This is a genomic window from Paracoccus versutus (assembly GCF_029909795.1).
Classification (GTDB): domain Bacteria; phylum Pseudomonadota; class Alphaproteobacteria; order Rhodobacterales; family Rhodobacteraceae; genus Paracoccus; species Paracoccus versutus.
The window spans coordinates 1,086,351-1,108,033 of sequence record NZ_CP038196.1 but is presented as its reverse complement, the minus strand read 5'-3'; the positions used below and the strand labels follow the sequence as shown (position 1 = coordinate 1,108,033).

The following is a 21,683-nucleotide window of genomic DNA, read 5'->3' as shown; positions in this document are numbered from 1 at the left end:
GCGGCTGGGGCGATGCCGCAGGCGCGTTGGATTCAGGGAGGTCAGAAAAAGGGAATGGCCGGCTCAGTGGAGCGTCGGTCCCTGCTCCAGATCGGCGGCGCGTTGCAGCATCCGGGTGGCGATCCGCAGGCTGGGGTGATGCTGTTGCAGGGAGGGATGGGAGAGGACCTCGCAGATCGCTTCAACAGCCGTCTCGGAAAGTGCGCGTTTCTTGCCCTCGCGGCGAACGAATGCGACCAGTTCCGCAAGGGTGAGATGACGCAGCCGGATCGGCGGGCAGCGGCTGAGAAGCGGCTCCGGCAGCAACCGGTAATCATTCGAGGTCAGCACCCAGATCACCCAGCTCATGTCGAACTTCACCTGGTAATAGGGGCAGCTCCAGCGCGTCGCGGTCAGCGGCTCCAGCAGCGGCAAAAGCGCCTCGGCCAGGCCGAAGGCCTGGCCCTTCATGGACACCGCCACGCCTGCCTTTTCCACCTCGTCCACAATCATGACCGGGTTGGCGATGCGGCTTTGCAGAATGGTTTCGATCAGGCGCCCCGGGCAGGACCCGCCCCAGCCACGCTGCGAACCGACGATGCCGAAGCTGGCATTCTCGCCGGTGGCCTCGATCACGGAGGTTGGCGCAGATAGCAACTCGCCAAGACGGCGCGCAAAAAAACTCTTGCTGATCCCGGGCGGGCCTTGAAGCAGAAGGGGCGGCACGCGGAGCCCGGGACAACCCTCGCGCACCGAGCGGCGCGCAGCGTGCCAGACCACCTCGGTGGCCGGGGCCATCCAGGGCATGTCCTTGTGCAAGGCTGCGGCCAATTCGTCGGCGTGATGCTCGTTCCGGATGGAGATCAGCCGGGCGCCGTCCTTCAACACCTCCAGCCGCTCGCGATCATCGGACTTCAGATGTTCGAGACCGGAGGCCGCCTTGCGGCATTCCAGGATCCGCTTGACCCGGCGCTGGATGCGCGCCGCATCATCGGCGCTGATCCCGATGATATCCATCGGATCGACGTCTGCCCTGTCGCAGGCGGCGTCGTCCTCGTCGGGTGGGGCCAGAAACTCTGGGGGAAGCCGCTTGCAGCGCAGCTTGCGTAGATGCTTCTTGAAGCGGGTGTCGAGCTCGATGCGGCCTTCGCTTGCGCTGAAGAAGCGGGCCTCGATGAAGGGGGTGGTTCTGGACATGGGAATACTCCGGGCATGAGGGGGCTGTCGGCCGGGGCAAGCCCGGCCGGGGAAGACGTGTTGGGGGGTGTAGGTCAGGCGCCGGTGAAGATCAGGCCGCGCAGATTCGCTTCGGCCAGGTGAACTGCCCGCCGTTCAGGCGCTTCATGGTCAGGACCAGGCCGGCGCCGTCCCAGACCAGCAGCGGCCACCAGCACGTCCATGACCTTGCGGAAACCGATCGGCTCAGATGCCAGGAAAATGCGAAAGCTGCCGGTGGGGGAGCTCATTGCGCGGCCCTCAAGCGGGTAGGGGGTGGCCGGCAGGCATGCATCAGGCGAACAGTCCGAGCAAATTCCGAAAGCAGGCTTTCCAGCATCCTCGGGTCGATGGGCATATGGCCTGCGGCCTCGATCATGCGTATCTGGCGCGCGATGCCGTTCAAATGCGAGGGTGCCAGTGCCTGTTGCTGGGCGAAGGAAAGACCCAGACGGATCAAGCCCTGCAAGCTGCGGGCCCAGCGGTCAGATCGGTCAATCACCAGCAGTCGCGGTGTCAACACAGGGCGGCGCCCGAGGCGGGGATCATCCATCAGCACTCCCCAAAGCGCAGGAAACCCTTGCATGGAAAGGCAGGGCTGCCAGGCCTCAAGGACGATCGCCTGTGCGAGATCGTTGGGGCAGGGCGGGTCTGCGCCAAGCAAGGCGAGAATGCGCCCGAAATGCGTCTCGACGGTCGATGCGCGGGCTGCTGTGAGCTTTGAGTGGCCGTGAGGGGATGGCGGCAACTGCTCGGCAGTCGGAGCGAGTGAGTTGATAGAAGGGGACAGCATCTTCAGCGGACCTTTCAGCATAACCTGCCGTTCAGGGAACAAAGATTCTCCGACGCAGCAGCGACAACATTGTAGCTGGCCAGCCAGTGCTCCGAGGCTATCGCTGGTCAGTGCCTGAGATGTTGCTGAAATGTTCCCACTGCGTCAATCGGGCCGAACGAGTATCGCGGTGGCCTCGGCCTCTGGTTGGAAGGGGAAGACGAGAAAGTCGCGCATGACTGCAAGCGATTGAAATATCTCAACATCGATCAAGACGACGATCCAATGGCACACATATGGCCGACCGATGGTCGCCGAAACGGCCATAATGGCTTCTTTTTGCCCGCCGATTCAAAAACCATGGCTGGTCGCGATTCAAAATAGAATCCACCCCTTCTACATGAGCTTCACGGATAATCCGTCTTATGTAAGTAAAATCAGCCTAGAACCCAACCGCACAAGCCCATGCGACCTGCGACCTATTGGCCAGGTCCGGCGCAGGCACTTCCTTTCCGCTTTTCCGCATCATAGTCTGCCAGACGAATCCACCGCAAATTTCCACAGCCACCGCCCGCAAGACCCAGCGGCGGTCACGAGCAAGGAGAGCCCATGGCCGTTCGTCCTCCGGTTTGCGATTTCGGTGCCAGGGCGCCGGACTTCACCCTGCCTGATCCCGATGGGCGCATGTTCTCGTTCGGCGACATCGCCGGGCCGCGCGGCACGCTGGTCATGTTCATCTGCAACCATTGCCCCTATGTGCAGGCCGTCATCGACCGCATCCGGCGCGACGCCGCCGAATTGCAGCAGCTGGGCGTGGGCGTCGTGGCGATCTCGGCCAACGACGTCGGCGAATATCCCCAGGACGGGCCCGAGCAGATGAAGGCCGAGGCCCGGAAACACGGCTTCACCTTTCCTTATCTCTATGACGAAAGCCAGGATGTCGCGCGCGCCTATGGCGCCGAATGCACGCCGGATTTCTTCGGCTACAATGCCGCGGGCGAATTGCAGTATCGCGGCAGGCTGGACGCCTCGGGCCGCAATCCGGCACCGCCGGACGCCCCGCGCGAACTGTTCGCGGCCATGGCGCAGATCGCCGAAACCGGGCAGGGCCCGCGCGAACAGGTGGCCTCGATGGGTTGCTCGATCAAATGGAAGGCTTGAATGAACATCTGCTTTGCCCCCTGCCCCGTGGTTTTCGACCTTGACGGCACGCTGATCGACAGCGTGCCCGACATCCATGCCTGCGTGAACGCGGTCTTGCGCCTGCATGGCGTGGCGCCCCTGACGCTGGACCAGGTGCGCGGCTTCGTCGGCGGCGGCGTCGACCTGCTGTGGCGGCGCGTCATCGGCACCACCGCGCTGCCGGTCGAGGCGCATCGCGACCTCGTCGCCTCGTTCATGACCCGCTATCACGACGCGACCGGCCTGACCCGGCTTTATCCCAATGTCGCCGAGGCGCTGGGGATCCTGGCCGATCGCGGCTATCCCCTGGGGCTTTGCACCAACAAGCCGCTGGGGCCGACGCGGGCGATCCTGGACCATTTCGGCATCACGCAGCTGTTCGGCGCCGTGGTGGGCGGCGATTCCCTGCCCCAGCGCAAGCCCGATCCGGCGCCCTTGCGCGCGGCCTTCGCCGGGCTGGGCGCCGACCCCGACAGGCTGCGCGGGGTCTATGTCGGCGACAGCGAATTCGACGAGGAATGCGCCAGCAACACCGGCGTGCCCTTCCTGCTGTTCACCCGCGGCTATCGCAAGACCCCGGTCGAGCAGATGACGCATCACGGCACCTTCGACGATTTCGCCCACCTGCCGCTGCTGGTCGAAGAGACGTCCGCGGTCGGCTAGGCGCGGTCGGCTAGGCCCGTCCGGCGCCATGGCGCTTGACAGAACGGCAAAACGCAAGGAACCGTCGCCACATGCCGCCGTCGCGGCCCGACCGCAGCCAAGGGAACCCTGCATGGACCTTCGACAACTGACCCCCGACCTGGCCGTCGCGGCCCAGATCCGCCCCGAGGATCTGCCGGCCCTGGCCGAGGCCGGCTTTCGCGTGCTGATCAACAACCGCCCCGACGAAGAGGTCGGCCCGGACGAGGATCACGAGGCGATGCGCGCGGCGGCCGAGGCGGCGGGGATGGAATATCACTTCAACCCCTTCACCCCCGGCCAGATCACGCCGCAGATGATCTCGGCCCAGGCCGAGGCCCTGGCCACGCCCGGACCCAAGCTGGCCTATTGCCGGTCCGGCAACCGCTCGACCGTGCTCTGGGCGCTGGCCCGCGCCGGGCAGGAGCCGGTTGCCGACCTGCTCGATACCGCCGCTCGGGCCGGCTACGACCTTTCGGGTATCCGGCCGCTCATCGAATCACTGGCCCCGCCGGATGCGTGATTGCCGTCGGGCTGGAACCTTGGCCGCCGCGGCGGGTTTCCCATGCGACAGCCAGCGATCGGGCGGATCTCCCGCCCGGCCGGCCCAGGGGAGGAATCCGTCATGAACTCGATCATCTATCTCGTCGGCCTTGTCGTCGTGGTGCTGTTCATCCTCGGGCTCCTGGGCCTGCGCTGACATCGGGCCTGCGATTGGCGCTGGCCTTTCGCGCCCCTCTGCGTTACCGGGGGCGCAAATTCTGAAAAAGGCCCCCTATGGACATCCGCAATATCGCGATCATCGCCCATGTCGACCATGGCAAGACGACCCTGGTCGATCAGCTTCTGAAGCAATCGGGCAGTTTCCGCGAAAACCAGGCCGTGGCCGAGCGGGTGATGGACAGCAACGACATCGAGCGCGAGCGCGGCATCACCATCCTGGCCAAGGCGACCTCGGTCGAGTGGAAGGGCACCCGCATCAATATCGTGGACACGCCCGGCCACGCCGATTTTGGCGGCGAGGTCGAGCGCATCCTGTCGATGGTCGATGGCGTCTGCCTGCTGGTCGATGCCGCCGAGGGCCCGATGCCGCAGACCAAGTTCGTGACCTCCAAGGCGCTCGCCCTGGGGCTGCGGCCCATCGTGGTGCTGAACAAGGTGGACAAGCCCGCCGCCGACCCGGACAAGGCGCTGGACGAGGTGTTCGACCTGTTCGCGAACCTGGGCGCCAGCGACGAACAGCTTGATTTCCCCCATCTTTACGCCTCGGGCATCGGCGGCTGGGCCGACGAGACGCTGGAAGGGCCGCGCAATGACATGTCGGCGCTGTTCGACCTGGTGCTGCGCCATGTCGAGGCGCCCAAGCAGATCGCGCGCCAGGACGAGCCCTTCCAGATGCTGGCGACCACGCTGGGCGCCGACCCGTTCATCGGCCGCATCCTGACCGGCCGGGTCGAGGCCGGCCGCGCCAAGGCCGGCGACACGATCAAGGCGCTGTCGCGCGACGGCGAGCGCATCGAGCAGTTCCGCATCTCGAAGGTGCTGGCCTTCCGCGGCCTGAACCAGCAGCCCATCGACGAGGCGGTGGCGGGCGACATCGTCACCATCGCCGGCATGTCCAAGGCGACCGTGGCCGATACGCTCTGCGCGCCCGAGGTGGAGACCCCCCTGCCCGCCCAGCCCATCGACCCGCCGACGATCAGCGTCACCTTCGGCATCAACGACAGCCCGCTGGCGGGCCGCGACGGCAACAAGGTGCAGTCGCGGGTGATTCGCGAACGGCTGATGAAAGAGGCCGAGACCAATGTCGCCATCAAGGTCGAGGACACGCCGGGCGGCGACGCCTTCGTCGTCTCGGGCCGCGGCGAATTGCAGATGGGCGTGCTGATCGAGAACATGCGCCGCGAGGGGTTCGAGCTGTCGATCTCGCGCCCGCGCGTGATCTTCCGCGACGAGGACGGCGTCCGGCTGGAGCCGATCGAGGAAGCCATCATCGACGTCGACGACGAATACACCGGCGCGGTCATCGACAAGCTGACCGGCGCCCGCAAGGGCGACCTGGTCGAGATGAAGCCCGCAGGCCATGGCAAGACCCGCATCGTCGCGCATGTGCCCTCGCGCGGGCTGATCGGCTATCAGGGCGAGTTCATGACCGACACCCGCGGCAACGGCGTGCTGAACCGCATCTTCCACAGCTGGGCGCCCTACAAGGGCCCGATCCAGGGCCGCCGCCAGGGCGTGCTGATTTCCATGGAGGACGGGGTTTCCGTCGCCTATGCGCTGTGGAACCTGGAAGAGCGCGGCAAGATGTTCATCGGCGCGCAGGAACAGGTCTACCAGGGCATGATCATCGGCGAGCATTCGCGCGACAACGACCTGGAAGTGAACCCGCTCAAGGGCAAGAAGCTGACCAACGTGCGCGCCTCGGGCACGGACGAGGCGGTGCGGCTGACGCCCCCGGTGCGCATGTCGCTGGAAGAGGCCATCGCCTATATCGACAATGACGAGCTGGTCGAGGTCACGCCGAAAAGCATCCGCCTGCGCAAGCGTCACCTGGACCCGCACGAACGCAAGCGCCAGTCCCGCGCCGAGGGTTGAGCTTCTTTCCGCCGCTTGGGATTACAGGCTTTCGCGGCGGAAAAACTCTGCTAGATTTGAGACGAATTGTTTCAGGAGCGGCTGATGGAAGGCCGGGGCAATATCTATCAAAGCTTGATCTTCGCCGCCCAGCAGCATCTGGAGGAAACCGGTCAGCTTCCCGTGGATCTCGCCGAGCTTGCCCCGCGCACCGAGGCGAGCGAGGACGAGATCCGCAGCATGTTCAGTTCGACCGAGGAACTGCATGAGGGGCTGATCTATCACGCCGTCACCCTGCTCAACGATGCGCTGCGCGAGGGCGTGATCCAGGCCAATACCAGCGACCCGATCGAACAGATGCATTCGATCGCCCACAGCTATCTGGGCTGGGCCGAGGCCAATCCGACGCTGTTCCGGCTTCTGGTCGATGGGCTTTGCGGTCCGATCAAGCCCGACAGCGCCTTGCATCGCTACACCAGCTCGATGCGCGACCTCTATCACCGCAAGCTGTCCGAGGCGCAGCGGCTGGGCATCCTGTCCCCCGATACCGACATCGAGATCTCGACCATGATGCTGCATTGCCTGGTCAAGGGCGGCAACATGATGTTCGTGACCCGCAGCACCGATCCCTGGTTCGACGGCGACGGCCGCTCGACGCGCGAACTTGCCGAACGGATCTTCACCGAGTTCATGGGCAACCTGGTCCGGGCCAATGCGCCCGCATCCGCACCCGCCGCCAGCGAAAAGGCCTGAGCGGCGGGCCGGTCCGCTCAGATCTGGCGTTCGGGCAGGTTCACCACCAGACCGTCCAGTTCCGGCGTCACCTTGATCTGGCAGGTCAGGCGCGAGCGCACCGGATCGGGCTGCCAGGCGAAGTCCAGCATGTCCTCTTCCATCGGATCCCTGGGCGGCAGGCGGTCCACCCATTCCGGCGCCACATAGACATGGCAGGTCGAACAGGCGCAGGCGCCGCCGCAATCCGCGTCGATGCCGGGCACGCCGTTGTCGCGCGCGCCCTCCATCACGGTCATGCCGGGTTTGACGTCGATTTCGTGGACGGTGCCGTTGTGCTCGATGTAAGTGATCTTGGCCATGGGTGCCTTCCTTGCGCTTCATGCCGCAGATAGGTCATCGCGCCGCCAGAGAAAAGCCCCGCCCGCGCGGCGGTTCCCCGCACCCGCCCGCCCCTGTCCTCGGACAGGGCCGCCTAGAAAAGCGATTTCTGCCCCTTGGGTTCGGGCGGCTTGCGGGCGGGCTTTGCCGGGGGCGCGTCGGGGCGCGCCGCCAGCCGGCCGTCCAGGAACTCGATCTCGAAGCGCGGGGTCTGCGCCGCCTCGGCCGCCTGGGTCAACAGGCCCGAGGGGCCATGCACGACGGCGAATCCGCGGCGCAGGGTCTCGCGATAGCCCAGCGTCTGGCGCAGGCGATCCAGCCGCTCCAGCGCCTCGCGGCGGGGCGGCAGCATGCGCGCGGCGGCAGCGGCAAGCCTTGCGGCCAGCCGGTCCAGCATGTCGCGGTCGCGCCGGGTCTGGCGCGCGGCATCGGCCAGCATCCGCGCGCGGGCACGCTCCAGCCGGCTGCCCAGCTCGGCCAGGCGCTCGGCCCGGCTCCGGCCAAGCCGCGCAAGGCAAAGCGGCAGCCGCTGCCCCTGCGCCTGCAACGCCTCGCGCCGGCTGCGCAGCATGGTGCGCAGCGCCGACAGCGACAGCGGCAGGGCGTTCAGCCGGTCGCGGCGGGCACGCACGAAACCGCGCAGCGCCGGCTCCAGCCGCTCGGCGAACAGGTCGAAGCGTTGCCGCGCCGGATCGGTCAGCGCCTGCGGCCGGCCAAGCGCGCGGCCCAGGTCGGTCAGCCGCTGGCGCTGGCGCTGGTTGCGGGCTTGGGCCGCGCGCATCATCCGGGCCCGGATCTCGGCCAGCCGGGCGGCCAGTTCGGCGCGCACCGGCACCGCCATCTCGGCCGCGGCGGTGGGCGTCGGCGCCCGGCGGTCCGAGGCGAAGTCGATCAGCGTGGTGTCGGTCTCGTGCCCCACGGCCGAGATCAGCGGGATCTCGCTGGCGGCGGCGGCACGGACCACCGCCTCCTCGTTGAAGCCCCACAGGTCTTCCAGGCTGCCGCCGCCGCGCGCGACGATGATCAGGTCGGGGCGCGGGATCGCCCCGCCCTGGGGCAGCGCGTTGAAGCCCTGGATCGCGGCCGTGACCTGCGGCGCGCAGCCCTCGCCCTGGACGGCTACCGGCCAGATCAGCACCCGCGTCGGGAAGCGGTCGCGGAGCCGGTGCAGGATGTCGCGGATCACTGCGCCCGAGGGCGAAGTGACGACGCCGATCACCCGCGGCAGATAGGGCAGCGGGCGCTTGCGCGATTCGTCGAACAGCCCCTCGGCCGCCAGCGCCTTGCGGCGCTTCTCCAGCATCATCATCAGCGCGCCGGCGCCGGCAGGCTCGATCTCCTCGACGATGAGCTGGTATTTCGACTGGCCGGGGAAGGTGGTCAGCCGGCCGGTGGCGATGACCTCGATCCCCTCCTCGGGGCGGGTGGAGAGCCGCGCGGCCTGCCCCTTCCAGGTCACGGCGGCGATCACCGCGCGGTCGTCCTTGAGGTCGAAATAGACATGCCCCGACGAGGGACGCGAGACGCGGCCGATCTCGCCGCGCACGCGGACGCGGCCGAACTCGCCCTCGAGCACGCGCTTCACCGCGCCCGAGATCTCGGAGACGGTGAATTCGTGGATATTGCTGGGGGCTGCGTCTTCGAAGAGTTCCATGTCCCCGGTTGTGGCGCGGGCCGCGGGCAGGATCAAGGGGCTTGGGGTATTGATCCGGCGCGGGCCAGTTCCTAGAAGGCGCGGGACCATTCGCAAAGGGGCCTTTCCGCATGAACATCCTGATCCTCGGCAGCGGCGGGCGCGAACATGCGCTGGCCTGGGCGATCCGGCAGAATCCGAAATGCGACCGGCTGTTCGTGGCGCCGGGCAATGCCGGGATGGAGCCGCTGGCGCGGCTGGCCGAGCTGGACATCCTGTCCGGCCCCGCCGTGATCGGCTTTTGCGAGGAAAACGCCATCGACCTGGTGGTGATCGGCCCCGAGGCGCCGCTGGCGGCCGGTGTCGCCGACGAATTGCGCGCGGCCGGCATCCTGGTCTTTGGCCCGTCCAGGGCGGCGGCGATGCTGGAGGCCTCGAAAAGCTTCACCAAGGAGGTCTGCGACGCCTGCGGCGCGCCGACCGCCGCCTGGGCGCGCTTCGACGCGGCCGAGCCTGCGCGCGCCTATATCCGCGAGAAAGGCGCGCCCATCGTCGTCAAGGCCGACGGGCTGGCCGCGGGCAAGGGCGTGACCGTGGCCATGACCGAGGACGAAGCCGTCGCCGCCGTCGACGACGCCTTCGGCGGCGCCTTCGGCGCGGCCGGGGCCGAGGTGGTGATCGAGGAGTTCATGGCCGGCGAGGAGGCAAGCTTCTTCGTCCTCTGCGACGGGACGGACTGCCTGCCCATCGGCACCGCCCAGGACCACAAGCGCGCCTTCGACGGCGATGCCGGGCCGAACACCGGCGGCATGGGCGCCTATTCCCCCGCCCCGGTGCTGACCCAAGACATCCAGGACCAGGTGATGGCCGAGATCGTGCGCCCCACCGTGGCCGAGATGGCGCGGCGCGGCACGCCCTTCCAGGGCGTGCTTTACGCCGGGCTGATGATCGAGGACGGCCGGGCGCGGCTGGTGGAATACAATGTCCGCTTCGGCGACCCGGAGTGCCAGGTGCTGATGATGCGGCTGGGCGCGCAGGCGCTGGACCTGATCCTGGCCTGCGCCGAGGGCCGGCTGGGCACCATGGCGGTCAGCTGGGCCGACGACCACGCCCTGACCGTGGTGCTGGCCGCCAGGGGCTATCCCGGCAGCTATGAGAAGGGCAGCGTGATCCGCGGGCTGGATGCGCTGGCCGAGGACAGTTTCCGCATGGTCTTCCATGCCGGGACCGCGCGGAGTGACGGGCAGATCGTCGCTACCGGCGGCCGGGTGCTGGCCGCGACCGGGCGCGGCGCGACGCTGGCCGAGGCGCACGCCCGCGCCTATGCGCTTGTCGACGGCATCGACTGGCCAGAGGGCTTCTGCCGGCGCGACATCGGCTGGCGCGCGCTTTGAGCCGCCGCGCCAGCGGCACGGGGTGCATGGGTATTTGAAGAACGAAGAAGTTCGGGGGCGGTGCGGGGCGGCAGCGCCCCCCGAGGGTTTCGAGTCGGGAAAATGCCGGGGGCGTGTTTTTTGCCTTTCCAAGCCGGCGGGGCGGGTCTTATAGTCCGCGCCATGACTCGGATGCAGCAGATCATTGCCACGGCCCCGCACGCGCATGACCGCGCGCGCATCGCCGTGAACCGCCGCGGTCTCCTTCTTCTTACGCTGCGCTGAGCGGGTCTTCCGGGCCGCCGCTCAGTCAGGTTCGTGCCCGGTCTCCCGTGAGCACATGAAGAAGGATTCCCGAAATGACCGATCCGAACCGCGTATTGATCTTTGACACCACCCTGCGCGACGGCGAGCAATCGCCCGGCGCCACCATGAGCCATACCGAAAAGCTGGACATCGCCGAGATGCTGGACGAGATGGGCGTCGACATCATCGAGGCCGGTTTCCCCATCGCCTCGGAGGGCGATTTCGCTGCCGTTTCCGAAATCGCCAAGCGCGCGAAGAACGCGGTGATCTGCGGCCTGGCGCGGGCGCAGATCCCCGACATCGACCGCTGCTGGGAGGCGGTGAAGCACGCCAGGCACCCGCGCATCCACACCTTCATCGGCACCTCGCCCCTGCATCGCGCCATCCCGAACCTGAACATGGACCAGATGGCCGAGCGCATCCACGACACCGTGACCCATGCCCGCAACCTGTGCGACAACGTGCAATGGTCGGCCATGGACGCGACCCGGACCGAGCACGACTACCTGTGCCGGGTGGTCGAGATCGCCATCAGATGCGGCGCCACCACCATCAACATCCCCGATACCGTCGGCTATACCGCGCCGCGCGAATCCGCCGCGCTGATCCGCATGCTGCTGGAGCGGGTGCCGGGCGCGGACGGCGTCGTCTTCGCCACCCATTGCCACAACGACCTGGGCATGGCGACCGCGAACTCGCTGGCCGCGGTCGAGGCGGGCGCGCGCCAGGTCGAATGCACCATCAACGGTTTGGGCGAGCGCGCCGGCAACACCGCGCTGGAAGAGGTGGTGATGGCGCTGAAGGTGCGCCACGACATCATGCCCTATACCACCGGCATCGACACCACCCGGATCATGGGCTTGTCGCGTCGGGTGTCGCAGGCCTCGGGCTTCCTGGTGCAGCCGAACAAGGCGGTGGTGGGCAAGAACGCCTTCCTGCACGAATCCGGCATCCACCAGGACGGGGTGCTGAAGAACGTCGAGACCTTCGAGATCATGAAGCCCGCCGACATCGGCCTGAACGAGGCCAATATCGCCATGGGCAAGCATTCCGGCCGCGCGGCGCTGCGCGCCAAGCTGAAGGACCTGGGCTATGAGCTGGGCGACAACCAGTTGAAGGACGTCTTCGTCCGCTTCAAGGCCCTGGCCGACCGCAAGAAGGAGGTCTACGACGACGACCTGGTCGCGCTGGTCCAGGATGCGGCGGCCAATACCGAGGACGACCACCTGCAAGTCAAGCACCTGCGCGTGGTCTGCGGCAGCGACGGGCAATCGGCCGACCTGGTCCTGCTGGTCGGCGGCGAGGAAAAGGCCGTCCATGCCACCGGCGACGGCCCGGTCGATGCCTGTTTCAACGCCGTCAAGTCGATCTGGCCGCACCGGGCGCATCTGCAGCTCTACCAGGTCCATGCCGTGACCGAGGGCACCGATGCCCAGGCCACCGTCAGCGTCCGCATGGAGGAAGAGGGGCGCATCGCCACCGGCCAGGCCTCGGACACCGACACCATCCTGGCCAGCGTCAAGGCCTATGTGGGCGCGCTGAACCGGCTGAAGGTGCGTCGCGACATGGTCGGCGAAGGCGCCGACGCCAAGCAGGTCAGCATGTATTCGCACTGACCGCCGCGGCAAGTCGGGGGGCGGTCAGGCCGCCCCCTTGCGTTCGACGAAACCCAGGTCGATGCCTTGCAGGAAGGGAAAATCCTCGGCCAGTTCGCGCTGGAACTCGGCCGGATCGAGCTGCTGGAACCATTTCGGGAACCTGGCGACGATGGTGGCGACGGAATCGCCCTCGTCCCAGCGGGTCTGGACGTAGCCCAGGCCCCCGACGTCGGTGAAGGCCGGGAAATGCTTGGGCAGCTGGAAATGGTTGTAGGCATAGATGCAGCGCCCCGGCCCGCGCATGCGCACCGCCGCCCCCGCGCCCAGGAAGGGCTGGTGCGCCCGCCAGTAGCTGATCGGCTCGCCCTGGTAGCTGCCCATGACCAGCCCCTGCGGATAGCTGATGGCAAAGGCCGGCAGGTCGGCAAAGCGCCGGGCGTGGCGGCGGATGCGGGCGACGTGATGGCGGCTGAAGGCGTCGTCGTCATCGACGCGGAACTGGATCACCGGCCGGCCCGCCGCCTCGGCCGCCTCGCGCAGGGGCTCGCGCAGCGCGTTCACCGTCTCGCGCTTGTCCGAGACGATCAGCCGGATCTGCGGCACGCCGGCGCACAGGTCGCGCAGCCGCTCCAGCCAGGGGCGCGGCATCTCGGGCGAGGTCAGCAGCCAGAAGCGGAAATCCCCCTCGGTCTGGGCCTTGACCGAGGGCAGGCACAGCGTCTCGAAGGCGGCGAAGCGACGCTCCAGGCGCTCGGGCGCATAAAGCAGGGCGCCGCGCTGCGCCAGAAGCTCGGGCGCGCCGGCCCCCTGCCCCGCGGTCCCGGCCCAGTCGCACCGGCCCAGGAAGGAAAAGCGGCAGATCCCCACGATAACATCCTGCAAACCCTGCCCTTTCCTCGTGACCCGACCGGCGGCAGCCTAGCAGCCCGCGCCGCCCGGTCAAGCGTGCGCGGCGCCTGCCCGCGAAACATCGGCGCGACCGGGCGGCGCATCATTTTCCGGTTTCCCCGAGCCGAGGCTCGGCCTATATGTCCAGCACCTTCGGCGGGGCGACTCGCCGGGGCAATCGGGCAATGGCCGCGCGAAAAAGGGCGGCAGGAATGCCGTCTTGGCAGGGACGGCGGAAGGGGTAGTTCACATGGCCTTTGGCGGGTTGTTTTCCACCGATATCGCGATCGACCTGGGGACCGCGAATACGCTGATCTACGTCAAGGGCAAGGGCATCATCCTGAACGAGCCTTCGGTCGTCGCCTATCACGTCAAGGACGGCAAGAAGCAGGTGCTGGCGGTGGGCGAGGACGCCAAGCTGATGCTGGGCCGCACGCCGGGCAGCATCGAGGCGATCCGGCCGATGCGCGAGGGCGTCATCGCCGATTTCGACAGCGCCGAGGAAATGATCAAGCATTTCATCAAGAAGGTGTTCCGGCGCACCACCTTCTCGAAGCCCAAGGTCATCATCTGCGTGCCCCATGGCGCCACCCCGGTCGAGAAACGCGCCATCCGCCAGTCGGTGCTTTCGGCCGGCGCACGCCGCGCCGGGCTGATTGCCGAGCCGATCGCGGCCGCCATCGGCGCCGGCATGCCCATCACCGAGCCGACCGGCAGCATGGTCGTCGACATCGGCGGCGGCACCACCGAGGTCGCGGTTCTGTCCCTGGGCGACGTGGTCTATGCGCGCTCGGTCCGCATCGGCGGCGACCGGATGGACGATGCGCTGATCAACTATCTGCGCCGCAACCACAACCTGCTGATCGGCGAATCGACGGCCGAGCGCATCAAGACCCAGATCGGCACCGCGCGCATGCCCGACGACGGGCGCGGCGCCGCGATCATGGTGCGCGGCCGCGACCTGCTGAACGGCATCCCGAAAGAGATGGAGATCACCCAGGCCATGGTCGCCGAGGCGCTGTCCGAGCCGGTGCAGCAGATCTGCGAATCGGTGATGGTGGCGCTGGAGGCGACGCCGCCGGACCTGGCCGCCGACATCGTGGACCGCGGCGTCATGCTGACCGGCGGCGGTGCCATGCTGGGCGAGCTGGACCTGGCGCTGCGCGAGCAGACCGGGCTGATGATCAGCCTGGCCGACCAGCCGATGAGCTGCGTGGCGCTGGGCACCGGCAAGGCGCTGGAGTTCGAAAAGCAACTGCGCCACGTGATCGACTACGACAGCTGAGCGGGTTCGGCCCATGGCGCGCAAGGGCCCTGATTACGCGGCTCCGGTCCGCCGCATCCTGGTTTCGCTGCTGGTGCTGGTGCTGCTGGCGGTGTTCCTGTTCTGGCAGATCGACAGCCCGCGCGCCGAGCGGATGCGGGCGGCCTTCATCGACCGCTTCGTGCCCAGCTTCGACTGGGTGATGGCGCCGGTGACGAAGCTGTCGCGCATGGTCTCGGGCTTCCAGTCCTATGCCCGGCTCTACGAGCAGAACCAGGAATTGCGCCGCGAATTGCAGAAGATGGCGGCCTGGAAAGAGGCGGCGGTGCAGCTGGAACAGGAAAACGCCAAGCTGCTGGCGCAGAACAACGTCAGGATCGACCCGGCCCTGACCTCGGTCTCGGGCGTGGTGCTGACCGACAGCGGCACGGCCTTTCGCCAGTCGGTGCTGCTGAACGTGGGCGCGCGCGACGGCATCCTGGACGGCTGGGCGACGATGGACGGGTTGGGGCTCGTGGGGCGCATCTCGGGCGTGGGGCAGACCACCAGCCGGGTCATGCTGCTGACCGATCCCTCCAGCCGCATCCCGGTGACGATCCTGCCCTCGGGCCAGCACGCGCTGCTGACCGGGGACAATACCGCCCTGCCGGCGCTGGATTTCATCGAAAGCCCGGAAAACCTGCGCCCCGGCGACCGGGTGGTCAGCTCGGGCGACGGGGGCGTGTTCCCGCCGGGCCTGCCGGTGGGCCAGGTGGCGCTGGCCAGCGACGGCCGGCTGCGGGTGCGGCTGGCCGCGGATTACGGCCGGCTGGAGTTCCTGCGCGTGCTGCGCAGCCACCCGGCCGAGCAGCTTTCCGATACCGGGCTGCTGATCCCGCCGCCGGCGGCGGATTTCATCGGCCCGCCCCTGCCGCCGCTGGCCGACATGCAGGCGGCCGGCGAGGATTCAGGGGCCCAAGCCGGGGCCGGGGATGATTGATCCCGCCCGCCGGCGCCGGTTCCTGGGGCAGGCGCTGTTCGTGGCGCTGTTCCTGGCGATCCTGTTCTGGCGGCTTCTGCCGCTGGCGCCGGGCCGCATCGGCTGGCCGGGGCCGGACCTGGCGCTGTGCCTGGTGCTGGTCTGGGTGCTGCGCCGCCCCGAACAGGTGCCGGTCGCGACCATCGCCGCCCTGTTCCTGATCGAGGACATCCTGCTGATGCGCCCCATCGGCCTGGGCGCCGCCCTGGCCGTCATCGTGACCGAGGCCGCAAGAAAGCGCGAGCCGCATTGGCGCGAACTGCCTTTCATGGTTGAATGGCTGCGGGTCGCGACGCTTCTGGCGCTGATGATGGTGGCGAACCGCATATTGCTGGCGGTGTTCTTCCTGCCCCTTCCTCCGTTCGGGCAGGTGATCTTGCAATTCATCGCCACGGTCGCCGCCTATCCGCTGGTCGCGGGCCTTGCCGGCTGGGCGCTTGGCCTGCCGCGCGGCCGCGCCGAACGAGACACGAGGCATCGCTGAGCCATGCGCAAGTCGGAACGCGAAATCGTCGAAAGCAGCCGGCTCATCACCCGCCGGGTGCTGATGCTGGGGGTGATCCAGGCGGCGGTGGTGTCGGTCTTGGGGCTGAAGCTGCGCTCGATGCAGGTCGAACATGCCGACGAATACCGCATGCTGTCGGACGGCAACTCGATCAAGATCCGCTTGCTGCCGCCGGCGCGCGGGCTGATCCTTGACCGCAACGGCACCATCATCGCCGGCAACGAACAGAACTACCGCGTCACCCTGACCCGCGAGGAGGCGGGCAACGTCTCGGCCGTGATCGCGCGGCTGCGCCACATCATCCCGATGAGCGACCGCCAGGCCGCCGAGATCCTGGCAGAGATCCACAAGCGCAGCGCCGTGACCCCGGTGCTGGTCGCCGACCGGCTGACCTGGGACGAGTTTTCCTCGATCGCGCTCAACGCCCCCGCCCTGCCCGGCGTGACGCCCGAGGCGGGGCTGTCGCGCAGCTATCCGCGGGCGGGCGATTTCGCGCATGTGCTGGGCTATGTCGGCCCGGTCTCGGACTACGACCTGTCCAAGATCGAGGATCCCGACCCGGTGCTGCGCCTGCCCGAGTTCCAGCTGGGCAAGGTCGGCATGGAATCCAAGCTGGAAGAGGCGCTGCGCGGCAAGGCCGGCTCGCGCCGGGTCGAGGTGAACAGCGCCGGGCGCGAGATGCGCGAGCTGTCGCGGCAAGAGGGGCAGCAGGGCGCCACGGTGCAGACCACGCTGGACGCCGGGTTGCAGAATTTCTCCACCCAGCGGCTGGGCAGCGAAAGCGCCGCCGCGGTGGTGATCGACGTGACCAACGGCGACATCCTGGCGATCTCCTCCTCGCCGGTGTTCGACCCGAACAAGTTCGTGCGCGGCATCTCGGGGCCGGATTACCGCGCGCTGATGGAACACGACCACCGCCCGCTGGCCGACAAGACGGTGCAGGGCGTCTATCCGCCCGGCTCGACCTTCAAGATGGTGACGCTGCTGGCCGGGCTCGAGGCCGGGGTCATCAACGCCGGCTCGCGCTTCTATTGCCCCGGCTATACCCAGGTCGCCGGGCGCCGCTTCCATTGCTGGAGCCGGGGCGGCCACGGCATGGTCGATGCGCTGCGCAGCCTCGAGCATTCCTGCGACGTCTATTACTACGAGCTGGCGCAGCGCGTCGGCATCGACCGCATCGCCGCCATGGCGCGCAAGCTGGGCATCGGCGTGCGCCACGAGCTGCCGATGTCCGCCATCGCCGAGGGCATCGCCCCGGATCGCGCCTGGAAGAAGGCGCGCTACGACCAGGAATGGCAGGTGGGCGATTCGCTCAACGCCTCGATCGGCCAGGGCTATGTGCTGGCCTCGCCGCTGCAGCTGGCGGTGATGACGGCGCGGGTGGCGACGGGGCGCGCGGTCGCGCCGCGCCTGGTGCGCGCCATCGACGGCCAGGCCGAGCCGGTACCGGAATGGCCGGAACTGGACATCAACCCGCTGAACCTGCGCACGGCGCGGGCGGGGATGGATGCGGTGATGAACGCGCCCCGCGGCACCGCGCGCCGCTCGCGCATCCTGGCGCCGGAATGGCAGATGGCCGGCAAGACCGGCACCAGCCAGGTGCGCAACATCACCGCCGCCGAACGCGCCCGCGGCGTGATCTCGAACGAGCAGTTGCCCTGGAACCGGCGCGACCATGCGCTGTTCGTCTGCTTCGCGCCCTATGACATGCCGCGCTATGCGGTCTCGGTCGTGGTCGAGCATGGCGGCGGCGGCGGCGCGGTCGCGGCCCCCATCGCCCGCGACATCCTGCTTTATGCGCTGGCGGACGGCCTGCCGCCGCTTTCGGCCTATCCCGAGGCCGAGCGCGCCAAGGTGCAGGAGATGTGGTCGCGCATGAACCTGACCCCCTCGGCCCGCAAGGGCGAGGGCCGCGCAAGGGCCTGAGCCATGAGCTATCTCGACTATCACGTCGCGCAGGTGCCGACGGGCTGGCGCAAGATCCTGTATCTGAACTGGCCGCTGGTCTTCCTGGTCACGGCGGTCAGCTGCATCGGCTTCCTGATGCTCTATTCCGTCTCGGGCGGCGACATCGACAAATGGGCCGGCCCGCAGATGGAGCGCTTCGCCGTCGGCATGGTGCTGATGTTCGCGCTGGCCTTCGTGCCGATCTGGTTCTGGCGCTCGATCTCGGTCGCGTCCTACGTGATCTGCGTCGGCCTTCTGGTGCTGGTCGAGGTGATGGGCCATGTCGGCATGGGCGCGCAGCGCTGGCTGGTGCTGGGACCGATCCGCATCCAGCCGTCCGAGCTGACCAAGGTCGCCTTCGTGCTGACGCTGGCGGCCTATTACGACTGGCTGCCGGTGGAAAAGGTCTCGCGCCCGTTCTGGGTGCTGGTGCCGGTGGTGCTGATCCTGCTGCCGACGGCGCTGGTGCTGATGCAGCCCGACCTGGGCACCTCGATCATGCTGATCGCGGGGGGCGGCATCGTGATGTTCGCGGCCGGCGTCAGCCTGTGGTATTTCGCCGCCGTCATCGCCATCGTCGTCGCCGGCATCACTGCGGTCATGGAAAGCCGCGGCACCGACTGGCAATTGCTGCACGACTACCAGTTCCGCCGCATCGACACCTTCCTCGACCCCGGCTCGGACCCTTTGGGCGCGGGCTACAACATCGCCCAGGCGCAGATCGCGCTGGGATCGGGCGGCTGGTCGGGGCGCGGCTTCATGCAGGGCACGCAGTCGCGGCTGAACTTCCTGCCCGAGAAGCACACCGACTTCATCTTCACCTCGCTGGCCGAGGAATTCGGCTTCGTCGGCGCGGGATCGCTGCTGATCCTCTATGTGCTGATCCTGGGGTTCTGCATGTATTCGGCGCTGACCAACCGCGACCGCTTCGCCAGCCTGCTGACCATCGGCATCGCCGGGACGTTCTTCCTTTACTTTTCCATCAACATGGCGACGGTGATGGGCATGTTGCCGGCCAAGGGCTCGCCCCTGCCGCTGGTCAGTTACGGAGGAACCTCGCTGATGATCCTGCTGATGGCCTTCGGCATCGTGCAATCGGCCCATGTCCATCGGCCTAGGGGCTGACGGGATGCGGGTGCTGTTCGCCGCCCCCGCGCGGCTGTGGGATGCCTGGTCCCCCGCCCTGCGCGCGGCCTGCCCCGAGATGGAGCTGTGCCGGCAGGGCGATCCCGCGGGCTTCGACGCGCTGATCTATGCGCCCGGCTACCCCGAGGACGGCAGGGTGCTGGACTTCACCCCCTTCACCCGCGCCCGCATGATCCAAAGCCTCTGGGCCGGGGTCGAGCGCATCGTGACCAACCCCACGCTGACCCAGCCGCTCTGCCGCATGGTCGATCCGGGACTGGCGCAGGGCATGGTGGAATATTGCACCGGCTGGGCGCTGCGGGCGCATCTGGGCATGGATCGCTTTGCCCAGGACGGCGTCTGGCGCAACCAGCTGACCCCACCCCTGGCGCAGCGGCGCGGCGTGACCGTGCTGGGCATGGGCGAGCTGGGCCGGGCGGTGGCCTTGGCGCTGGCGGGCCTGGGCTTTCGCGTCGCCGGCTGGTCGCAATCGGGCCGTCCGGTGCCGGGGATCGAGGTGCTGGCGGGCGACGCCCTGCCCCAGGCCCTGAACCGGGCCGAGATCCTGGTCTGCCTGTTGCCCGACACGGCCGGGACGCGCAATCTGCTGGACGCCGCGCGGCTGGCCCTGCTGCCGCCGGGCGCCACGATCATCAACGCCGGCCGCGGCAGCCTGATCGACGAGGCGGCCTTGCTGGCGGCGCTGGATCAGGGCCTGGGCCATGCGGCGCTGGACGTGTTCCGGCAGGAGCCGCTGCCGCCCGAGCACCCGTTCTGGACGCATCCGCAGGTGACGGTGACGCCGCATGTCTCGGCCGAGACCCGGCCCGAGAGCGCCGCCCATGTCGTGGCCGAGAACCTGCGCCGCGCCATGCGGGGTGCGCCGCTTTTGCATCTGGTGGACCGGGCGCGCGGCTATTGACCGGCCGTTTCCGGGCATCACCCCCCGGAATCCTGCCGTTTTGCGCAACTTGCACGCGAAAGGAACCCGGCGGATAACGGGACGGATGGTAACGGCCCCAGGCCGATGGAGCGATTTTCATGACGATCACCCCTGTTCTGCTGGCCGGCGGCTCCGGCACCCGTCTCTGGCCCGTCTCGCGCAAGAGCTTCCCCAAGCAATTCGCCCCGCTGGTGGGCGAGGAAAGCCTGTTCCAGGCCTCGGCCCGCCGCCTGTCGGGACCGCGCTACGCCGCGCCGCTGGTGATGACGAACGCGGATTTCCGCTTCATCGTCGCCGAACAGCTGGACCAGATCGGCATTGCCCCCGCGGCCATCCTGATCGAGCCCGCCGGCCGCAACACCGCCCCGGCGATCCTGGCCGCCGCGCTGGCCGCCGCCGAAAAGGATGCCGATGCGCTGCTGCTGGTCGCGCCCTCGGATCACGTCGTCCCCGATACCGAGGCTTTCGGCCGCGCCGTGGACCTGGGCCTCGCGGCTGCGCAGGCCGGCCGCATCGTCACCTTCGGCATCACCCCCAGCCGGCCCGAGACCGGCTATGGCTACATGGAGGCCGAGGGCGAGGGCGAAGGCCCGCTGGTGCTGAAGCGCTTCGTCGAAAAGCCCGACGCGGAGAACGCGGCGCGCATGATCGCGCAGGGCAATTTCCTGTGGAACGCCGGCATCTTCCTTTTCGCCGCCCGCACCATGATCGAGGCTTTCAAGACCCATGCGCCCGACTATCTTGTCCCCGTCCAGGCGGCGCTGACCGAGGCGCGGCTGGACCTGGGCTTCCTGCGGCTTGCGCCCGAGCCCTGGGACCGGCTGCCCGACCTGTCGGTGGATTATGCGGTGCTGGAAAAGGCCCGGAACCTGTCGGTGGTGCGCTATTCCGGCCATTGGTCGGACCTTGGCGGCTGGGACGCGGTCTGGCGCGAGATCCAGGACGGCGAGCCGGCCGAGCGCGGCGCCGTCACCGACACCCGCTCGACCGCGATCGACTGCGACAACGTGCTGCTGCGCTCGCAGGACGAGGGGATCGAGGTGGTGGGCATCGGGTTGCGCGACGTGATGGTCGTGGCCACCGACGATGCCGTTCTGGTCGCCGGCATGGACCGCGCGCAAGAGGTGCGCGAGGCGGTCGGCGCGCTGAAGGCCAAGGGCGCGCGCCAGGCCGAACATTTCCTGCGCGACCACCGCCCCTGGGGCTGGTTCGAGACGCTGGCGCTGGCCGACCGCTTCCAGGTCAAGCGCATCGTGGTCAATCCCGGCGCGGCGCTGTCGCTGCAATCGCATTTCCACCGCTCGGAACATTGGATCGTGGTTTCCGGCACCGCGCGGGTGACGGTGGACGAAACCGTGACGCTGCTGACGGAAAACCAGTCGATCTATGTGCCGCTGGGCGCCGTCCACCGCCTGGAAAACCCCGGCAAGGTGGCGATGGTGCTGATCGAGGTGCAGACCGGCGCCTATCTGGGCGAGGACGACATCGTGCGCTACGAGGATGTCTATTCCCGCGGCTGACCCCGCTCGCGGCATCGTGGGGCGCGCCGGCTTGCAGGGCCGGG

The 21,683-nt window shown here is 68.2% G+C and carries 21 protein-coding genes; 15 read left to right on the top strand and 6 right to left on the bottom strand.

What is annotated here, in order from left to right; genetic code table 11:
• Nucleotides 1–63 precede the first annotated feature (63 nt).
• The 3 genes from E3U25_RS05405 to E3U25_RS05395 all read right to left on the bottom strand — a co-directional run bounded on the left by E3U25_RS05405 (nt 64) and on the right by E3U25_RS05395 (nt 2,029).
• Nucleotides 64–1,176 carry an AAA family ATPase gene (locus E3U25_RS05405; protein WP_116221008.1) on the bottom strand — a complete coding sequence of 371 codons (1,113 nt, stop codon included), beginning with the start codon at nt 1,174–1,176 and terminating at the stop codon, nt 64–66.
• A gap of 74 nt (nt 1,177–1,250) precedes the next feature.
• The gene (locus E3U25_RS05400) at nt 1,251–1,445 is read right to left on the bottom strand and encodes a hypothetical protein (protein ID WP_244294941.1); all 195 of its coding nucleotides are present in this window, start codon (nt 1,443–1,445) and stop codon (nt 1,251–1,253) included.
• Entirely contained in the window at nt 1,442–2,029 is a 588-nt protein-coding gene (locus E3U25_RS05395) for a DUF6634 family protein (RefSeq protein ID WP_244294942.1), read from the bottom strand. The genes E3U25_RS05400 and E3U25_RS05395 overlap by 4 nt, the downstream gene beginning before the upstream one ends.
• A 546-nt stretch (nt 2,030–2,575) precedes the next feature.
• On the opposite strand from E3U25_RS05395, the gene E3U25_RS05390 reads away from it, so the two are divergent.
• The 6 genes from E3U25_RS05390 (at nt 2,576) to E3U25_RS05365 (ending at nt 7,159) form a co-directional block, all read left to right on the top strand.
• Nucleotides 2,576–3,127: a thioredoxin family protein gene (locus E3U25_RS05390; RefSeq protein ID WP_036754006.1), complete on the top strand. Its 552-nt coding sequence runs from the start codon at nt 2,576–2,578 to the stop codon at nt 3,125–3,127.
• Entirely contained in the window at nt 3,128–3,811 is a 684-nt protein-coding gene (gene gph, locus E3U25_RS05385) for a phosphoglycolate phosphatase (RefSeq protein WP_116221009.1), read from the top strand.
• Nucleotides 3,812–3,923: 112 nt separating this feature from the next.
• The gene (locus tag E3U25_RS05380; RefSeq protein WP_036754001.1) at nt 3,924–4,352 is read left to right on the top strand and encodes a protein tyrosine phosphatase family protein; all 429 of its coding nucleotides are present in this window, start codon (nt 3,924–3,926) and stop codon (nt 4,350–4,352) included.
• Between the two features lie 42 nt (nt 4,353–4,394).
• Nucleotides 4,395–4,529, top strand: a complete 135-nt coding sequence (locus E3U25_RS05375) for a hypothetical protein (RefSeq protein ID WP_255469680.1) — start codon at nt 4,395–4,397, stop codon at nt 4,527–4,529.
• Nucleotides 4,530–4,606: 77 nt separating this feature from the next.
• The gene (typA, locus tag E3U25_RS05370; protein WP_116221010.1) at nt 4,607–6,427 is read left to right on the top strand and encodes a translational GTPase TypA; all 1,821 of its coding nucleotides are present in this window, start codon (nt 4,607–4,609) and stop codon (nt 6,425–6,427) included.
• A gap of 84 nt (nt 6,428–6,511) precedes the next feature.
• Entirely contained in the window at nt 6,512–7,159 is a 648-nt protein-coding gene (locus tag E3U25_RS05365) for a TetR/AcrR family transcriptional regulator (protein ID WP_036754071.1), read from the top strand.
• A 17-nt stretch (nt 7,160–7,176) separates the two neighbouring features.
• On the opposite strand, the gene E3U25_RS05360 is transcribed toward E3U25_RS05365, so the two are convergent.
• Both E3U25_RS05360 and xseA read right to left on the bottom strand, forming a co-directional pair.
• On the bottom strand, nt 7,177–7,500 hold the full coding sequence (locus E3U25_RS05360; RefSeq protein ID WP_024844753.1) for a 2Fe-2S iron-sulfur cluster-binding protein: 324 nt from the start codon (nt 7,498–7,500) through the stop codon (nt 7,177–7,179).
• Between the two features lie 113 nt (nt 7,501–7,613).
• A complete protein-coding gene (xseA, locus tag E3U25_RS05355) occupies nt 7,614–9,173 on the bottom strand; it encodes an exodeoxyribonuclease VII large subunit (protein WP_072460890.1) in 1,560 nt (519 codons plus the stop codon).
• Between the two features lie 110 nt (nt 9,174–9,283).
• Between xseA and purD the strand changes: the two genes are divergently transcribed.
• Nucleotides 9,284–10,546, top strand: a complete 1,263-nt coding sequence (gene purD / locus E3U25_RS05350) for a phosphoribosylamine--glycine ligase (protein WP_072460689.1) — start codon at nt 9,284–9,286, stop codon at nt 10,544–10,546.
• 338 nt (nt 10,547–10,884) lie between these two features.
• A complete protein-coding gene (locus tag E3U25_RS05345) occupies nt 10,885–12,447 on the top strand; it encodes a 2-isopropylmalate synthase (RefSeq protein WP_116221011.1) in 1,563 nt (520 codons plus the stop codon).
• A gap of 24 nt (nt 12,448–12,471) precedes the next feature.
• Here the strand turns inward: E3U25_RS05345 and E3U25_RS05340 are convergent, their stop codons facing one another.
• Nucleotides 12,472–13,296, bottom strand: a complete 825-nt coding sequence (locus tag E3U25_RS05340) for a putative rhamnosyl transferase (RefSeq protein ID WP_244294944.1) — start codon at nt 13,294–13,296, stop codon at nt 12,472–12,474.
• Nucleotides 13,297–13,567: 271 nt separating this feature from the next.
• Here E3U25_RS05340 and E3U25_RS05335 point away from each other — a divergent pair, with 271 nt between their 5' ends.
• The 7 genes from E3U25_RS05335 (at nt 13,568) to E3U25_RS05305 (ending at nt 21,639) form a co-directional block, all read left to right on the top strand.
• Entirely contained in the window at nt 13,568–14,602 is a 1,035-nt protein-coding gene (locus E3U25_RS05335; RefSeq protein WP_036753983.1) for a rod shape-determining protein, read from the top strand.
• A 13-nt stretch (nt 14,603–14,615) separates the two neighbouring features.
• Nucleotides 14,616–15,560 carry a rod shape-determining protein MreC gene (gene mreC, locus E3U25_RS05330; protein ID WP_036753980.1) on the top strand — a complete coding sequence of 315 codons (945 nt, stop codon included), beginning with the start codon at nt 14,616–14,618 and terminating at the stop codon, nt 15,558–15,560.
• Nucleotides 15,553–16,083 carry a rod shape-determining protein MreD gene (locus tag E3U25_RS05325; protein WP_114535424.1) on the top strand — a complete coding sequence of 177 codons (531 nt, stop codon included), beginning with the start codon at nt 15,553–15,555 and terminating at the stop codon, nt 16,081–16,083. The genes mreC and E3U25_RS05325 overlap by 8 nt, the downstream gene beginning before the upstream one ends.
• Nucleotides 16,084–16,086: 3 nt before the next feature.
• Nucleotides 16,087–18,030 carry a penicillin-binding protein 2 gene (gene mrdA, locus E3U25_RS05320; protein ID WP_116221013.1) on the top strand — a complete coding sequence of 648 codons (1,944 nt, stop codon included), beginning with the start codon at nt 16,087–16,089 and terminating at the stop codon, nt 18,028–18,030.
• 3 nt (nt 18,031–18,033) lie between these two features.
• Nucleotides 18,034–19,176 (top strand): rod shape-determining protein RodA, encoded by a 1,143-nt coding sequence (gene rodA / locus E3U25_RS05315; RefSeq protein WP_036753972.1) that lies wholly within the window; start codon nt 18,034–18,036, stop codon nt 19,174–19,176.
• A gap of 4 nt (nt 19,177–19,180) precedes the next feature.
• Nucleotides 19,181–20,098 (top strand): 2-hydroxyacid dehydrogenase, encoded by a 918-nt coding sequence (locus E3U25_RS05310; protein ID WP_116221014.1) that lies wholly within the window; start codon nt 19,181–19,183, stop codon nt 20,096–20,098.
• 119 nt (nt 20,099–20,217) lie between these two features.
• Complete coding sequence (locus E3U25_RS05305) at nt 20,218–21,639, top strand: mannose-1-phosphate guanylyltransferase/mannose-6-phosphate isomerase (protein ID WP_114535426.1); 1,422 nt, start codon at nt 20,218–20,220, stop codon at nt 21,637–21,639.
• Nucleotides 21,640–21,683: the final 44 nt, after the last annotated feature.

Excerpts from the sequence above, each read along its gene's own strand:
- E3U25_RS05390 (WP_036754006.1), top strand. The coding sequence starts at position 2,576 with ATGGCCGTTCGTCCTCCGGTTTGCGATTTCGGTGCCAGGGCGCCGGAC.
- E3U25_RS05400 (WP_244294941.1), bottom strand. The coding sequence starts at position 1,445 with ATGAGCTCCCCCACCGGCAGCTTTCGCATTTTCCTGGCATCTGAGCCG.
- xseA (WP_072460890.1), bottom strand. The coding sequence starts at position 9,173 with ATGGAACTCTTCGAAGACGCAGCCCCCAGCAATATCCACGAATTCACC.
- E3U25_RS05335 (WP_036753983.1), top strand. The coding sequence starts at position 13,568 with ATGGCCTTTGGCGGGTTGTTTTCCACCGATATCGCGATCGACCTGGGG.
- E3U25_RS05365 (WP_036754071.1), top strand. The coding sequence starts at position 6,512 with ATGGAAGGCCGGGGCAATATCTATCAAAGCTTGATCTTCGCCGCCCAG.
- E3U25_RS05305 (WP_114535426.1), top strand. The coding sequence starts at position 20,218 with ATGACGATCACCCCTGTTCTGCTGGCCGGCGGCTCCGGCACCCGTCTC.
- E3U25_RS05375 (WP_255469680.1), top strand. The coding sequence starts at position 4,395 with ATGCGACAGCCAGCGATCGGGCGGATCTCCCGCCCGGCCGGCCCAGGG.
- E3U25_RS05360 (WP_024844753.1), bottom strand. The coding sequence starts at position 7,500 with ATGGCCAAGATCACTTACATCGAGCACAACGGCACCGTCCACGAAATC.
- typA (WP_116221010.1), top strand. The coding sequence starts at position 4,607 with ATGGACATCCGCAATATCGCGATCATCGCCCATGTCGACCATGGCAAG.
- E3U25_RS05325 (WP_114535424.1), top strand. The coding sequence starts at position 15,553 with ATGATTGATCCCGCCCGCCGGCGCCGGTTCCTGGGGCAGGCGCTGTTC.
- purD (WP_072460689.1), top strand. The coding sequence starts at position 9,284 with ATGAACATCCTGATCCTCGGCAGCGGCGGGCGCGAACATGCGCTGGCC.
- gph (WP_116221009.1), top strand. The coding sequence starts at position 3,128 with ATGAACATCTGCTTTGCCCCCTGCCCCGTGGTTTTCGACCTTGACGGC.
- rodA (WP_036753972.1), top strand. The coding sequence starts at position 18,034 with ATGAGCTATCTCGACTATCACGTCGCGCAGGTGCCGACGGGCTGGCGC.
- E3U25_RS05310 (WP_116221014.1), top strand. The coding sequence starts at position 19,181 with ATGCGGGTGCTGTTCGCCGCCCCCGCGCGGCTGTGGGATGCCTGGTCC.
- E3U25_RS05405 (WP_116221008.1), bottom strand. The coding sequence starts at position 1,176 with ATGTCCAGAACCACCCCCTTCATCGAGGCCCGCTTCTTCAGCGCAAGC.
- mrdA (WP_116221013.1), top strand. The coding sequence starts at position 16,087 with ATGCGCAAGTCGGAACGCGAAATCGTCGAAAGCAGCCGGCTCATCACC.
- E3U25_RS05345 (WP_116221011.1), top strand. The coding sequence starts at position 10,885 with ATGACCGATCCGAACCGCGTATTGATCTTTGACACCACCCTGCGCGAC.
- mreC (WP_036753980.1), top strand. The coding sequence starts at position 14,616 with ATGGCGCGCAAGGGCCCTGATTACGCGGCTCCGGTCCGCCGCATCCTG.
- E3U25_RS05380 (WP_036754001.1), top strand. The coding sequence starts at position 3,924 with ATGGACCTTCGACAACTGACCCCCGACCTGGCCGTCGCGGCCCAGATC.